This window comes from Streptomyces paromomycinus (genome assembly GCF_003865155.1).
In the GTDB taxonomy this organism is placed as follows: domain Bacteria; phylum Actinomycetota; class Actinomycetes; order Streptomycetales; family Streptomycetaceae; genus Streptomyces; species Streptomyces chrestomyceticus.
In genome coordinates this window covers 2,205,040-2,219,948 of record NZ_BHZD01000001.1, presented here as the reverse complement: position 1 = coordinate 2,219,948, position 14,909 = coordinate 2,205,040, and the positions used below count along the sequence as shown (strand labels likewise).

Below are 14,909 nucleotides of genomic sequence, written 5' to 3'. Positions count from 1 at the left end.
GGCTTCTTCGCCCCGTCAGAACTGCGGCGCCCGCGCCACCGCGGGCAGGATCTGCACCTGCTGCCCCGGGACCGCCTTGCGGCGGCGCCATTCGCGCGGGTAGCCCAGGGACACCTCCACGTGCGGGATGCCGTCCACCTCGATGGTGCGCGGGATGTGCAGATGGCCGTAGACGACGCTGGCGGCGCGGAAGCGGCGCGGCCAGTCGGCGGTGGCCTCGGTGCCGCACCACAGGGCGAACTCCGGGTGCCACAGCGGCGCGGTGGGCTCGCGGACGATCGGCCAGTGGTTGACCAGCACCGTGGGCAGGTCCTCGGGAATCTCGGCGAGCCGCGCCTCGGTGGCCGCCACCCGGGCCCGGCACCACGCCTCCCGGGTCGGGTACGGGTCCGGGTGCAGGAAGAACTCGTCCGTGCAGACCACCCCGGCCTCCTCGGCGACCGCCAGCGCCGCCTCCTTGGTGTGGGTGCCGGGCGGGCGGAAGGTGTAGTCGTACAGCGTGAAGAGCGGGGCGATCACCGCCGGGCCGCCCTCGCCCTCCCAGACGGGGTAGGGGTCCTCGGGCGTCAGCACGCCCAGCTCCCGGCAGATCTCCACCAGGTGCTCGTAGCGCCGGACTCCGCGCAGCTGTACGGGGTCGTTGGACGGGGTCCACAGCTCGTGGTTGCCGGGCACCCAGATCACTTTGGCGAAACGGCTGCTGAGCACGGTCAGCGTCCAGCGGATGTCCGCGACGTACTCGCCGATGTCCCCGGCCACCAGCAGCCAGTCGGCGTCCGAGGCGGGCCGCAGCCGGTCGACGATCGCGCGGTTCTCCTCGTAGCGGATGTGCAGGTCGCTGATGGCCATCAGCCTGCCGGGCGCGGCCCCTTCCCGGTCGGCCTCGGCGGTGCGGTCTGCTTCGGAGCATGGGATCTGCATGACCTGACGGTAGGACAGGAAGCCGGGGCGTGGACATGCCGGGGGGTGGGCTGTTGGACACATCCGGTCCTGGGGGCGGTCGTCGGGGCCGCCCGCCCGGGTTGCCGAGCCGGTCTCGCCCTGGCTGTCGGGGCCGCCCGCCCGGGTTGCCGAGTCCGTCTCGCCTCGGCTGTCGGGGCTGCCCGCCCGGGTTGCCGAGCCCGTCTCGCTCCCGCCGTCAGGACCGCCCTCCACCGCCCTGCCGGATGTCGCCGCCGCTGCGGATGCGGGTGGCCAGCCACAGGTCGAAACGGTCGTCGGGGTCGTCGAGGCGGCGTCCGGTCAGGTCCATCGCCTTGTCGAGCCGGTTGCGTACGGTGTGCCGGTGCACGCCGAGGCGGCGGCTGGTCGCGTCCCACGCGCCGCCGGTCTCCAGCCAGGCCCCGAGCGTCGTCAGCAGTTCCTCGCCGTGGTCGGCCAGGTCGAGCGGGCCGAGTACGGCGTCGGCGTAACCGTGCAGCGTACGGCGGTCGCCGAGGTCCAGGAGCAGCCGGCTGGCGGCGCTCTGCCGGGCCTCCTCGGGCACCCCGCTCGCCCGGCTGACGCCGAGCAGCCCCGCCGCCTGCCGCAGCGAGACCCGTACCGCGTCCGGCGGGGCGAGCGGGCCGATGCCCGCGGGGCAGCGCGGCGCGAACCGGCCGAGTACGTCGCGCACGTCCAGCCCCGCGCCCACCACGGCCTCGACGAGCCCGCTCTCCGCCACCCGGACCAGGCCGCCGGGCACGGCCAGCGCCAGGTCGGCGGCGATGTCGTGCGGCCCGCTGTCCGCCGGACCGGCGGCCGGCGGCTCGACGACGACGCCGCGCACCCGGTCGTCGTGGAGCCCGGCGGCGGCCAGGATGTCGTGCGCCCGGCCGGCAGGCCCCTCCTCGTCGGACAGCAGCTCCGCGAGCAGGGCCGACCTGCGGCGCCGTTCCGGTTCGTCCATCAGGTGGCGGCGCTCCAGCTCCAGCGAGAGCAGCGAGACCAGGCCGGGGAGCACGGCGCGGGCCGCCGCGTCCGGGCTGCCGGTGAGCAGCAGCAGACCGCGCAGCCGCCGGGCGCCGAGCGGCTGCACCTCCAGCCGGCGGCCGTCGGCCGTGCTGGACGCGCTGCCGCGCAGACCGCGTGCGGCGACCCGTTCGACCAGGTCACGGGCGGCCGCCGGGGACGGGGGCCGCCGCCCGCCGCCCGTGGCGAGCAGCCGTCCGAGCGGATCGAGCACCGCGGCTCCGACGCCGGTGGCGGCCGTCCACTCCTCCAGCATCGGCCGCAGCCCGCTGTCCGTGGCCGCCGCGGTCAGCCGCCGCTGCGTCGCGAACGCCCGGTGCAGCACCGCTTGCTGCTCGTCGGCGCGCGCGTCGAACACGGCTTTGGTGACCGCGATGAACGGCACCTCGTCGGGGACCGTGAGCAGCGGCAGGCCCGCCTCGCGCGCCGCGTCGGTCAGCGGCGTGGGGGCTTCCTGGTACGGGAGCCCGGTGCCGAGGCCGAGGGCGAGGCAGGCGGCTCCGCCCTCGGTCACGTCGCGGACGTACGCCCGGCAGGCCGCCGGTTCCATCGGCAGCACCAGGCCGATCGTCATCAGCAGCTCGCCGCCCTGCAGCCACTTGCCCGGGTGCAGCAGGTCGGAGACGGTCGCGGCCTCGACGGTGCGGTCCAGCAGCGCGGCCGGGACGTCGTAGGTCACCGACAGGTTCAGCTCGGGGCGGGCGAGGAGGTCGGCGATACGGAGGGGCATGTACGCAGTGTCCACGAGATGAACCACCGGTGGACAGTCGGGCCAGCGGATCAGGCCATCCCGTTTGCGGAGCGACGCATCCCGGTACCCGCTTCCCGAGGAGGAATCACCTCCCATTTGGCACGTTTTTGCCCGGTTGCGACCGGGGATGCGAAAAGAAGACCGCAAAGGGAACACCCCTTCGCAACGCAGGACGAGCGCAAAGGATGAGCGGCCATGCAGGTGGCGTTTCTCGTAGCACCCGAAGGCATCGAGCAGGTCGAGCTGACCGAACCGTGGCAGGCCGTGATCGACGCCGGCGGCACCCCGAAGCTCGTCTCCACCGAGTCCGGCCGGGTCCAGGCGTTCCACCACCTGGACAAGGCGGACACCTTCCCCGTGGACCAGACCGTGGACCAGGCCCAGGTCGGCGACTTCGACGGACTGGTGCTGCCCGGCGGTGTCGCCAACCCGGACGCGCTGCGGATGAACGAGAAGGCCGTGGCGTTCGCCCGCGGCTTCTTCGACGCGGGCAAGCCGGTCGCGGCGATCTGCCACGCGCCGTGGACGCTGATCGAGGCGGACGTGGTGCGCGACCGTACGCTGACGTCCTGGCCGAGCCTGCGCACGGACGTCGAGAACGCCGGCGGCACCTGGGTGGACGAGCAGGTCAAGGTCTGCACCGGCGGCCCCAACAAGCTCATCACCAGCCGCAAGCCGGACGACCTGAAGGCGTTCTGCGACACGTTCGTCAAGGAGTTCAAGAGCTGACCCCGGTCCGGCCGGAGCAGGTCACCCCTCCTCCGACAGCACCACGGCCGACTCGGGCGGCAGCCTCAGGACGCCGCCCGGGCCGGCCGTGACGGTGTCCGGGGCGTCCGGCCACGCCGCGAGCACCCGCTCCCGCGCGCTCCCGCCCGGCACCTCCGCCGTGCCGTCCCCGCCCAGGTGCACCACCACCCGCACCGGCCCCCGCCGCAGGGCCAGCCAACGGGCCTCCTCGTCGTACGTCACCTCGGTGCGCGTCATGTCCGGGTCGGTGAGCGACGGCTGGGCGGCACGCACCGCCAGCAGGGTGCGGTACCAGGCCAGCAGCTCGGCGTGCGGCGCGCGCTCCGGCTCCGACCAGTCCAGGCACGAGCGGTCCCGTGTCGCCGGATCCTGCGGATCGGGGATGTCCGCCTCCCGCCAGCCGTGCGCGGCGAATTCGCGGCGGCGCCCGGTACGTACCGCCTCGGCCAGCTCCGGGTCCGTGTGGTCGGTGAAGAACTGCCACGGCGTACGGGCCGCCCACTCCTCGCCCATGAACAGCATCGGCGTGAACGGGGAGCACAGCACCAGCGCGGCCCCGCAGGCGACGAGCCCGGGGGAGAGGCCGGCGGCCTGCCGGTCCCCGAGCGCCCGGTTGCCGATCTGGTCGTGTGTCTGGGCGTAGGCCAGCAGACGGTGGGCGGCGGTGGCGCGCCGGTCCAGGGGGCTGCCGTGCCGGCGGCCGCGGAAGCTGGAGTACGTACCGTCGTGGAAGAAGCCGCCGGTCAGCGTCTTGGCGAGGGCGGCGAGCGGTGCGCGGGCGAAGTCGGCGTAGTAGCCCTGGGACTCGCCGGTCAGCGCGGTGTGCAGGCTGTGGTGGAAGTCGTCGTTCCACTGGGCGTGCAGGCCGTGGCCCCCGTGCGCGCGCGGCGCGGTGGTGCGCGGGTCGTTGAGGTCCGACTCGGCGATCAGGAAGAGCGGCCGCCGCAGGTGTGTGGAGAGGGCGTCGACGGCGGCGGACAGGTCGGCCAGGAAGTGACGGGCCCGGGTGTCGATCAGAGCGTGTACGGCGTCGAGGCGCAGACCGTCGATCCGGTAGTCCCGCAGCCAGGAGAGCGCGCTTTCGATGAAGTACGCGCGGACCTCGTCCGACCCGGGCGCGTCGAGATTGACCGCCGCGCCCCACGGCGTGTGATGGGTCTCTGTGAAGTACGGCCCGAAGGCGGGCAGATGGTTGCCGGACGGGCCCAGATGGTTGTGCACGACGTCGAGGACGACGCCCAGGCCGTGCCCGTGGGCCGCGTCGACCAGCCGCTTGAGCCCGTCCGGGCCCCCGTACGGCTCGTGCACGGCCCAGGGGGCGACCCCCTCGTACCCCCAGCCGTGCGTCCCGGGGAACGGGCACACGGGCATCAGGGCGAGGTGGGTGACGCCCAGGCGGGCGAGGTGCGGCAGGCGTTCGACGGCGGCGTCGAAGGTACCGGCGCCGGTGAACGTCCCCGTGTGCAGCTCGTACAGGACCGCACCCGGCAAGGGACGGCCGGGCCACGCGTGCCGCCAGGCGAACCGGCCGTGCTCGACCACCGCGCCCGGCCCGTCCGGCCCGTCGGGCAGCCGGGCCGAGCGCGGGTCGGGCAGGAGCGGCCCGTCGTCGAGGCGGAAGCCGTAACGGTCACCGTGGCGGGCCGGCACGTCGGCCCGCCACCACCCCGCACGGCCGGGGTCGCGCTCCATGAGGACGTGCTCGGCGGAGACTTGCCCCGTGCGGACGTACCCCGTCGCCGCGGCGTGCCCCGTCGTGAGGGTGAGGTCCTCGCCCTCCGCCCCCTCGGTGTCCCGGTCGCGGGGCGTCACGAAATGCAGCGCGACCCGTCCGGCGTTCGGTGCCCACACCTCGAACAGCACGGCTGTCCTCCCTCGCCCGGCCTACGGACGGAGAACCCTCCGCCCGCTCAACGGACGCACACCTTTCCGCCCGCTCTCAGACGAAGAATGCACGCTCCTGTGTCATCGGGTACCCCGCCTTGGCGAAAGCCGCCGCCATCTGGACGTTCGGCTGGTCCGTTTCGCCGATGATCCGTTCCGCGCCGTGCTCCGCGAGGTGGCGGGTGCAGTCGGCCAGCAGGTCGTAGCCGTACCCCCGGCCGCGGTGCTCCGGCACCACGCCGATGAACCCGATGACCGGCGACCGGAGGTTGCGGGCGGGCACATGCAGCCCCACGGGCTCACCACCCCGCCCGGGCCCGGCCGTCCAGGCGACCCGCCACCAGGCACGCGGCGACGGGCACCAGCGGAAGAAGGCCAGTTCCTCCTGGGCCGCCTGCTCGACACCGCCCTCGGCGATCGCCTGCCGGGCGTGGGCGTCCAGCGAACCGGTCTCGACGCGTCGCAGAATGTCCAGGAACACCCCGTCGTCGGGCTCCGGCCGGAACACCAGCCGCCCCGGCTGCTCCGGGAGCCCGCACTCGGGCGTCCAGGTGTAGCGGAAACGTTCGACCAGCGGTACGAGACCGGCCGCGGCCGCCACGTCCGTACGGGCGCGGGCGGCGTCCCGTACCGCGGGCTGGTCCCGCCAGCCGGGCGGCAGTTGCAGGACGTACTCGGCGTGCAGGGGAGCGGCGTGCAGCAGCCGGACGGCGGCGTCCGACTCGCCCGGCGCGAAGCCCAGCCAGTCCAGGGCGACGGGCCGGGTGTCTTCCGGCCCGCCCCACCAGGCGGCACGGGCCACCACCACACCGTCGCGCAGGGCGACCCATGTCCACTCGGGGCGGTACTGGCCACCCTGGGCGGCCGTCACGTAGCGGCGGCCGAACGGCAGGTGGCCGACGAGACCGGTGGTGGGGTCGTCCAGCGTGTCGAACAGATACGCGTCGCTCTCGGTCAGTGCGCGGATGACCAACTCGGTCATGAGATCCTCTCGGAAGGCAGCCGATGCGCCCCCGACAGGCTGGGATGAGCCCGGAATCAGCCCGGAATTCGCCCGGATCAGTCCGAAACGGCCTGAGACCGGTCCGGAACGGCCTGGAATCAGCCCGGAACGGCCCGGGACCAGTCCGGAACGGCCCGGAGCCAGTCCGGAACGGCCCGGCGGGCGGAGCGGGAGCGCGGAAACGGGTACTTCGGCACGGCGCTCGCCTCCTCTCCTCGTCCAGGGCCGGCGCAGAGCGTAGCCCGGACCACCGGCGCGCCGCCACGGTTTTCCGGCAGGTCCGTACGGCCACCCGCCAAGCCCCCGCCGCTGTCCGTCCGGCTGGACACCGGCGCGCGGGCACCGGACAATCTCCGGCATGACATCGCTGGAGTTCCCGGCCCGACCGGCGCGCCCGTCGGAAGCCGACCGGGAACGCGCCTTGGAACTGCTGCGCGAAGGCGCGGCGCAAGGCAGGCTGTCCCAGGACACCTTCCTGCGACGGCTGGAACTGGTGCTCACCGCCCGTCAGCACGCCGAACTCGCCGCCGCCACCGCCGACCTGGCCTCCCGGGGCAGGGTCGAGGGCGTCGTGCTGCGCGCGGTGGGCAAGGTGTCGTCGTTCAACATCATGGTCCGCAGGGCGTGGCGCCGCGAGCGGCTGCCGAAACTGCTGCTGCCCGCACCGGGACCGTTCCCCCTCCGCATAGGGCGCGCCCCCGGCTCGGGCCTGCGGCTGAACCACGACACCGTCTCGCGCGCCCACGCCGAACTGCGCAGCGCGGACGGCGGCTGGTTCCTGCGCGACCTCGGCTCCACCAACGGCACCTGCGTCAACGGCCGCCGGGTGGTGGGAGAGGTACTGGTCCGACCCGGTGACCACGTGGCGTTCGGCCGCGTCGACTACGTCCTCACCGAGGGCGAGCACCAGCCGTAGCCACCGGGGCCGCCGGGGCCGCCGGGGCTTGGATCACGACGGCGCCGAGCCGTACGGCTCCCCCTGCGCCCCCCGGGCCCCCGGTGCTCCCTGCGCCCCCGGTGCCCCCTGCGGCACCGGCCGGTCGCCCGCCGGGCCCGACGGCTGGGACCACCAGGTGCCCTCGCCGTGGGTGAGTCCCGGCAGCCGCCGCTCGGCGTCGGGGAGCCGGCGGGCCGGGAGGGTGCCGGTGAGGAGCCAGCGGCCGCCGGTTTCCGAGGTGTCGTCGAACTCCGCGCCCAAGGCCGCGAGATGCGCGGTGACCGGGGCGATGGTGTCGAGTGGTACCTCCGCCTCGAAGGAGTGGCACGGTTCGTACACCCGCGTACCGGCCCGGCGCAGCGCCCGCGCCAGGACGACCGGTGTGACCCCGCGGAAGTCACCGGCCGTACTGACCGGCCCCACGAAACCGGAACGGGTCAGTACGACCCGGCAGTCCGTGACCGCCCAGCCCTGCGGCCCGTCGCGCAGCGACGCGTACACCGTGTCCTCCACCGCCTGGTGGAAACCGTGCGGCAGCGCGCCCAGTTCGGTCTCGTACGCGAAGTGCGGGCCGGAGCCGCGGGGGCCGGGCTCGACGCGCAGGCCGACCGTCGCCCACCAGCCGACGTGGTCGCGTCCGGTGATCTCCTCGTACGCCTCGCCGGTGCCCAGGAGCCGTTCCACGCACACCACCCGGCTGGAGGTGAAGTCCGCCACGATGCCGTGCTCCTGGAGGAGCGTGGCCGCGATGATCTCCTTCTGCACCTCCCCGTAGAGGAGGACCGAGGTGGCGCCCGAGGAGGCCGGCCGGGCGTGGATGAGCGGGTCCTGCTCCGCCAGCCCCAGCAGCGCGGCGCGCAGCCGGGCGGCCTCCGCCGGGCGCCGGGCGCGCACCACGGTCTCCAGGGTCGGGCGGGAGAACAGCGCCTCGCCGTCCTCCCGGTGCGGGCCGGGCGGGCCGTCGCCCAGCCGGTCGCCGACCCGTACTCCGGGCAGGCCGCGCAGCACCGCGATGTTGCCGGCCGTCAGCGGCGCCTGGTCACCCGGCGGGCGGCCCACGACCTCCAGCGCGGTGATCCGTCCCTCGACGCGGGCGGCCGTGCCGTCCGGTTCCCGGCGGTGCAGAGTGACGGGCCGCCGCGTCCGCACCTCGCCCTCGTACAGCCGCAGGTAGGCACTCTTGCCGCCGCCGGGCTCACGCTGGACGGCGAAGACCGTGCCGCGCGGCGGCGCGCCCGCGGCACCGGGCGGGGGCAGCGGAATCAGCCGGGTCATGCCGTCGACGAGCGCGCCGATCCCCTGGCCGCCGATCGCCGACCCGAAGTACAGCGGGTGCACCGAGCCGTCCGCGGTACGGGCGGCCAGCGCGGCCAGCAGTTCGTCCGGGGTGGGCGGCGGGCCGTCCACCGCGCGGGCGAGGATGTCGTCGTCGGCGTCGGCGAGGAGTTCGGTCAGCCGGGCCCGTACGGCGGGTGTTTCCGGGCGAAGCGGCGTCGTCCGCGCGTCCGGGGTGCCCGCGTCGCGCACGGCGGCCATCGGGACGACGTGCGGCGCCAGAGTACGGCGGATGTCCGCCACGAGCGCGTCGGTCCGCGCGCCCGCCCGGTCGATCTTGTTGACGAACAGCAGGGTGGGCAGCCGCAGCCGCCGCAACGTCTTCATCAGGACACGCGTACGCGCCTGTACGCCTTCGACGGCGGACAGGAGCAGCACGGCACCGTCCAGGACGCCCAGGGCACGCTCGACCTCGGCGATGAAGTCGGAGTGCCCGGGAGTGTCGATCAGATTGACCTGGACGTCACCCGCGGTGAAGGAGGCGACCGCGGACCGGATCGTGATGCCGCGCGCACGCTCGATGGCACCGGTGTCGGTCCGGGTGTCCCCGGCGTCCACACTGCCGAGCCGCTCGATGGCGCCGGTCGCGTACAGGAGCCGCTCGGTCAGGCTGGTCTTACCCGCGTCGACGTGGGCCAGGATGCCGATGTTCAGGGTGTGCATGGGTGGTCGAGACCTCGAGAACTGTCGTCCGGCAAGGGCGCTGAGTAGTTCCGAGGTTCCGGCGCATTCCGTTGCTCCTGCCTGAGGTCCGGGGCACGCACGGGACGTCCGTGCGCGGGGCGCACGGGGCGGGCCGTACGCGGGCGTACGAGTCGTACGCAGCGGTGCGAGTCGTACGCGCCGATGGTGGACGGGCGGTGGGGGTGGCGCAACTTCTTTTCGGGAGGCGGGAGGCGGGAGGCGGGAGGCGGGCGCTGGGTGCCGGGGCCGCGAAGGCACCGTGACGGGCTGCCTGCCTGGTGGTCGGCCGATCACGTCTCGAGGAGGCCGCCCAGGCTCGTGCAGCGACGGTCTCTCCGTCCCGCCCCGTACGCACCTCACCGCCCTGACGAGGGGCGTTCACCGGGGCGGTTGATTACGTTCTGACACACTGGTCGGCCACCAAGCGCCGCGCCTCACCTAACCAGGCGGGCAGCCATCCGAGCACGCGGGGACGGAACCTTCGCGGGCCGAGGCGAGCCGGAACAGGAGCAACAAGCCGCATGAGCGAAACGCAATTCTGCCTCGTACGAGACGAGTTCGCGCAGCGATTCACCGCACTGCCCCAGCACGAGGCGTGGGGGGCCGTGCAAACGGGAAACGGGAGGTTCGCCGCCGAATCGCCGCTGGCCCGGGTACACCGTCACACCGGAAGCCGCGACGACGAGCCGACCTTCACCCTCACGACGGCGGAAGTCACTCACACCCTGTGCACCGTCGTCCCCCAGGGCGGCTGTGCCGGCCCGCGGACCGTGTACACGGTGCACGACGGCTCCGGCCACTTCATCGGCCGGATCGTGCACGAGCGCTCCACACTGGGAGTACGCCAGTCCTGGCGCATCGAGGACGCGGCCGGGCAGTGCAGTGCGGTCGCCAACAAGGGAAATATCCGCGGCTGGATCGCATATTGGGCGATTTCACCGATCTGGGCCGTCCTGGCGCTGATCCATCTCCTCAACGGCGATCTGCATCCGAGCGGTTCATTGTGGAGCAAGCCCTATCGCGCGCGCTGGCGCATGCGGACGGGTGGTGGGCCGAGGAAGACCGCCCTCGACTGCAACACCGGCCGATACCGCGCGGACACCGGACTGCTGGATGCGCACCTCATCTACGCACAGGCCGTGCTGTACGGCGTGTAGCACCAGGATGTACCGTCCGTATTTTATGAAACGTCACCAAATGTACGTTTGAAGTGGCGGTGCCGGTGCATCCCGTGCCGACTTTCTTATTTCTTTGCGGTGCGTTTGCCATGTTAATGCGCTACGCGCATCTGCCCTTTACCTCCCCGTTTTCGTTGTGCCGAGTGATCGCGATACGGTGAGCGGATGTGCCGATTAGGAATCGTCGCACTTGGAATAAGCTGAGCGATGGGGGTTAGCGCCGTGGCGGCAGATTTCGAAATCGATGTGGAACGCGTTCAGGCGTTGCTCAAGAAGCTCGCAGACGCGGACGATCGCATGCGGGATGCGCAGCGGCGACTCAACAAGGTAGGCCCGAAGGTTCTGGGAACCGACGGCCTCGATGATGCTTGCGACGAGTTCCAGGGCCAGTGGGGTGATGGCATCAAGCGGATTGCCAGTGCCGCCAAAGAAATTCACGAGAAGCTCAAGCTGACACTGGACGCCTATCAGGCAGGTGAAGAGGAAAACGCCAAGATGATGGGCAAGAAGTAATCAACGGTTCAGTTCGGTTCAGTTCAGCACGATGCCGAAGCAGAGATTGATCGCAGGGGGAGACGTATGTCCTGGCGCAGCATGTTCATCGATGACGACTCGGCCTGGCCAGGCGTCAAGTTCAATCCGGCCAAGGGGGACCTGGACCAGATCCAGGCGCTCGCTTCGGACGTGAAGTCCGTGGGGGACCAGCTGGATGAACTCGACCATATGCTCAAGTCGATCGGCAAGAGTGATGGCGCCTGGGAAGGTGATGCGGCGCAGGCTTTTGCCGGCAAACTCGGCGAACTTCCCAAGTACCTGCACCAGGGCAGCGAATCCATGCACGACTGCGCCAAGGCCTTGCGGGGCTGGCACACCCACTTGCAAGGTTTCCAGGACAAGGCCGGCAAGGTCGAGGCGGAGGCCGTGGCGGCCCGCAAAGACGTGGTGGCCAACCGAGAGCGCTATGACCAGCTGAAAAAGCAGTACGACTCGCTCAATCTGGCGACCGTGGATGCGGAAGACCCTGGATTCAAGCAGCTCCTCACCGATGTAGGCACGGCCACGGACAAGGTCAATGCCTCCCAGGACAAGCTGGAAGATCTGGTCCGCGAGGCTGAGCGTATCCATGCCCAATGGAAGGACCGCGCCGGTGAGGCCGAGCGTGCGATCCTCAAGGCGTCGGAGAATCACCCGCCGGACCTCCACTGGTGGAGCAAGGCCATCGACGGCCTGAAGGCCGGCTTTCGGGCATTCACGGACTGGCTGGTCGAACACGCCGACCTCCTGTCCACCATCTCGTCGGGACTGGCAGCGGCCGCGCTCGCTTGTGAGTTCATTCCGGTGGTCGGGACGGCGGCAGGTTTCGTGCTCGCCGGCGCTTCCGCAGTCTGCGCTGCCGGTGCCATGGCCGGCCATTGGATCGGCAATGCGCGGGGTAACGGCACTCCGGGGTGGAAGATCGCCCTCGACGGGCTCGGTGTGCTCCCCGGGGTGGGCGGCATAGCGAAGTCAGCGCTCGCGGGCGGCAAAATCGGCACACGCGCCGCGAGCATCGCGGGGGCCGGTGGGCTCGGGAAGGCGGCCGCCGGGGCGCAGGGCCTGGTAAGGGGGTACAAACTGGGTGAAAAAGTCTACGAGGGGGTGCGGTCCCCCCTCAGTCAGAAGGGCATCAACTGGCTTCTGAAGGGCAAATTCCCGAATGGAATGCCAGCTTCCATGGAGGCGGGTATGCAGCTGCCCATCAAGGCAGGGTCCTTCATTCATGGTGTCGAGAAGCAGCTCTCCGGCAGCTCGGGAGAAAAGTAGCCCCCTGGGGTGGCGCTGAATGCAGGATTGAACAACGCTCGTGCGGCCGTGCCGGTCTGCACGACACGAGTGTCGGGCCGAGCTCTTTTTCTGGGTCGGCCAAGCGGCATGCGACTCGGCCGCAGGAACAGTGAAAGGATCGGACCATGCCGAACGGTGCCGGAGACGCGACGGCTGATGCGCCGTCCCCGGAGCGGGAATCGTCCAGACTGCACATCGGCTGGATCATGCCGCCTTTCGTCCATGAGCTACCCGTGAACGCCGTGGATGACGAAGCGGCGGCTGACCAGTTGTATGCCCTGGCGACAGAACTCCTGCCACACCACCCTCCGGAGTACCAGTACCGCTTCGCCCTGGGCCTCTCGGCGCAGCTGGAACCGATGGCGGCGGCCAACGTCATCTATGCCGGTCTCTGTCCGCTCGAAGTGGAGGGGCGACCGAGCCTCTCGACCATCGTGGTCAGTCAGCTGGAGCATGACAGTACGGACGAAGCCGAGCTGCTGCGCCAGACGCGGGAACTTCTTGAGCGAAAGTATCCGGATGACGACTGCCAGGCCGTGGAGTTGACGTGTGGGCCCGCACTTACCCGCATCGGCACCTCGAGGTTTGTCGTCGATGCGGAGTGGTCGGCATCCGGTGAGGAGCTGCCGGCTGTTCTGACGCAGATGCAGGCGTACATTCCGCTGCCGGGTACCGCGGAAATGCTGGTGATGGAACTCAGTTCGCAAGCGGGCGAAACATGGGGGCTGCACGCCGAAGTTTTCAGTGCAATTCTCAATACCGTTGACTGGGGGACGGACCAGGAAGTCGAGGATTACCGCGCCATGCAGGGCGGGGGATCGGCCGACATGCTGGCCCTCGTCGAGCCGGACGAGTCCGTCAAGAAGAATCTGTACTGGCACTCCAGCAGGCTGGTGGACGCCGTTGCACTGCGCGGCAGAGTGGGCGGCGGAGAGGTCGCCTCTCTCACGTGTGCCGAGTGCTGGGCCAAGGGGCTGCGGTCCGCTTGCTCGGCCCGGCACACGTGGTACATCGGCGAGGTGAGGAGCAGCGACCTCACCTGCGCACTGCCGCGGGTGGTCGAAGCCTTCGCGTCACAGGGCTGGCGGACGGATGACGCGAGCACCGGAGAACGGGTCGAGCTCCGGGCCGGGAACGAGACGCCCGAGCGGTCGGTGGGCCATGCGTTCACCGCGGCGGTGGACGTCAAGGCCGGCAGGTTCACCGCGGCGGTGACCACGCCGTGTTCGCGTGCTTCTGCTCCTGGTGACTCCCTGTTCGGCTGAGAGCCTGCCGGGTCCGGGGGCGAGGTACGCGCATGCGTGCCCGTACGGCCGTACGGTCTTTCCACGAACGCCGAGCGCATCCTCGCAGCATGGTCGACAGGCTGCCGGGGGCGGACAGACACCGCTCAGTGCTGATGCAGCCCCCGCTCCGCCAGCGTCAGGAACGTTTCGCCGACCGCTTCCGACAAAGTGGGGTGGGCGTGGATGTGCTGGGCGACAAGGGGCGGTTCGGCGTCCCAGGCCACCAAGAGCTGGCTCTCGGCGATCATTTCCGAGACGTGTGGACCGACCAGATGGACGCCGAGCGCGGCCCCGGTGCCTGCATCCTCCGCTGTCGCGACGACCTCACCACCCTGCCCTGCCCGTGCACCATGCCCTTCGCCACCGCCGTCAGCGTCAGGGCGTTGACCCGGACGGCCATTCCCCGCGCCCGTGCCTCGGCCTCGGTCAGGCCGACGGAGGCGGTCTGGGGGCGAGGAGTACGTCACGCGCGGCACGGTCGCGTGATCCAGCGGGCGGGACGGGACGTCGGCCTGCGTCTCGGCGACCAGCAGTTCCTTGGCGAAGGAGGCGTGCGCCAGGCCGGGGGATGGGGTGGCAGCAGATCACCCACGACGTGGACGCCGGGGACAGTGGTCTCCAGCCGGGACCAGTCGGACGGCGGCCTCCACGAGAGTCACCCGGGCGCTCATCGACCGGTGGAAGGACGCGTACTCGACGCCGATCGCGCCACCGCCCAGCACCAGGACGGAGTCCGGCAGCCCCGTCGCGAACAGGGAGTCGTCGCTGGTGACGACCGTACGGCCGTCGGACACAAGGCCGGGCAGCAGCCGCGGGCGGGAGCCGGTGGCCAGGACGACGCCGCGCCGGGCGGCGAATTCCCCGCCGGCCGGGTCCTCGACGAAGACAGAGCGCGTGCCGGTCAGGCGCGCGCTGCCGTACACCACACGCACCCCGGCGCGCTTCAAGTGCCATTCGACGCCCTGGTGGTTACGTGTACACGATGTCGTCACGGGTGGCGGTCAGCGCCTCCCAGTCCACGGCGTCGAGCGTCGCCTTCACACCTCAGCGCTCGCGCGCCTCAGCGATGCCGTCCCCCAGTTCCGCCGCGTGCAGCATCGCCTTGCTGGGGATGCAGCCGCGGTGCAGGCAGGTACCGCCGACGAGAGCCCGCTCGGCAAGCACCACCCGTAGCCCGAGGGCGGCGGCCCGCAGAGCTGTGCTGTAGCCGCCGGTGCCGCCACCGATGACGATCACGTCGGTCTCGCCGCCGCCGCTGCTGTCGCTGCCGTGCTGCGTCTCTCTCATGCGGTCATCAGCCTCCGCCCACCTCCCGCCATGAGTCCAA

The 14,909-nt window shown here is 71.4% G+C and carries 11 protein-coding genes and 1 pseudogene; 6 read left to right on the top strand and 6 right to left on the bottom strand.

What is annotated here, in order from left to right; genetic code table 11:
• Positions 1-15: 15 nt before the first annotated feature.
• Positions 16-849: a metallophosphoesterase family protein gene (locus OEIGOIKO_RS08925; protein WP_246177971.1), complete on the bottom strand. Its 834-nt coding sequence runs from the start codon at positions 847-849 to the stop codon at positions 16-18.
• A gap of 289 nt (positions 850-1,138) precedes the next feature.
• Positions 1,139-2,680, bottom strand: a complete 1,542-nt coding sequence (locus tag OEIGOIKO_RS08920) for a PucR family transcriptional regulator (RefSeq protein WP_125053504.1) — start codon at positions 2,678-2,680, stop codon at positions 1,139-1,141.
• 216 nt (positions 2,681-2,896) lie between these two features.
• On the opposite strand from OEIGOIKO_RS08920, the gene OEIGOIKO_RS08915 reads away from it, so the two are divergent.
• Positions 2,897-3,430, top strand: coding sequence for a type 1 glutamine amidotransferase domain-containing protein (locus OEIGOIKO_RS08915; protein ID WP_125053502.1), 534 nt, complete (start codon positions 2,897-2,899; stop codon positions 3,428-3,430).
• 21 nt (positions 3,431-3,451) lie between these two features.
• Here OEIGOIKO_RS08915 and treZ read toward each other — a convergent pair whose 3' ends face one another.
• Positions 3,452-5,314 (bottom strand): malto-oligosyltrehalose trehalohydrolase, encoded by a 1,863-nt coding sequence (treZ, locus tag OEIGOIKO_RS08910; RefSeq protein ID WP_125053500.1) that lies wholly within the window; start codon positions 5,312-5,314, stop codon positions 3,452-3,454.
• Between the two features lie 76 nt (positions 5,315-5,390).
• On the bottom strand, positions 5,391-6,317 hold the full coding sequence (locus OEIGOIKO_RS08905; protein WP_125053498.1) for a GNAT family N-acetyltransferase: 927 nt from the start codon (positions 6,315-6,317) through the stop codon (positions 5,391-5,393).
• A gap of 379 nt (positions 6,318-6,696) precedes the next feature.
• Between OEIGOIKO_RS08905 and OEIGOIKO_RS08900 the strand changes: the two genes are divergently transcribed.
• Complete coding sequence (locus OEIGOIKO_RS08900; protein WP_125053496.1) at positions 6,697-7,254, top strand: DUF1707 and FHA domain-containing protein; 558 nt, start codon at positions 6,697-6,699, stop codon at positions 7,252-7,254.
• A gap of 33 nt (positions 7,255-7,287) precedes the next feature.
• Here OEIGOIKO_RS08900 and otr(A) read toward each other — a convergent pair whose 3' ends face one another.
• Positions 7,288-9,273, bottom strand: coding sequence for a tetracycline resistance ribosomal protection protein Otr(A) (gene otr(A) / locus OEIGOIKO_RS08895; protein ID WP_125053494.1), 1,986 nt, complete (start codon positions 9,271-9,273; stop codon positions 7,288-7,290).
• 542 nt (positions 9,274-9,815) lie between these two features.
• Between otr(A) and OEIGOIKO_RS08890 the strand changes: the two genes are divergently transcribed.
• The 4 genes from OEIGOIKO_RS08890 to OEIGOIKO_RS08875 all read left to right on the top strand — a co-directional run bounded on the left by OEIGOIKO_RS08890 (position 9,816) and on the right by OEIGOIKO_RS08875 (position 13,561).
• Positions 9,816-10,451, top strand: coding sequence for a hypothetical protein (locus OEIGOIKO_RS08890; RefSeq protein WP_125053492.1), 636 nt, complete (start codon positions 9,816-9,818; stop codon positions 10,449-10,451).
• Positions 10,452-10,694: 243 nt separating this feature from the next.
• Positions 10,695-10,985 (top strand): WXG100 family type VII secretion target, encoded by a 291-nt coding sequence (locus tag OEIGOIKO_RS08885; RefSeq protein ID WP_174857139.1) that lies wholly within the window; start codon positions 10,695-10,697, stop codon positions 10,983-10,985.
• Between the two features lie 81 nt (positions 10,986-11,066).
• Positions 11,067-12,275 carry a WXG100 family type VII secretion target gene (locus OEIGOIKO_RS08880; RefSeq protein ID WP_125053488.1) on the top strand — a complete coding sequence of 403 codons (1,209 nt, stop codon included), beginning with the start codon at positions 11,067-11,069 and terminating at the stop codon, positions 12,273-12,275.
• A 146-nt stretch (positions 12,276-12,421) separates the two neighbouring features.
• On the top strand, positions 12,422-13,561 hold the full coding sequence (locus tag OEIGOIKO_RS08875) for a hypothetical protein (protein ID WP_125053486.1): 1,140 nt from the start codon (positions 12,422-12,424) through the stop codon (positions 13,559-13,561).
• A gap of 125 nt (positions 13,562-13,686) precedes the next feature.
• Here OEIGOIKO_RS08875 and OEIGOIKO_RS08870 read toward each other — a convergent pair.
• Positions 13,687-14,869 (bottom strand): annotated as a pseudogene (locus tag OEIGOIKO_RS08870) (FAD-dependent oxidoreductase).
• Between the last annotated feature and the right edge of the window lie 40 nt (positions 14,870-14,909).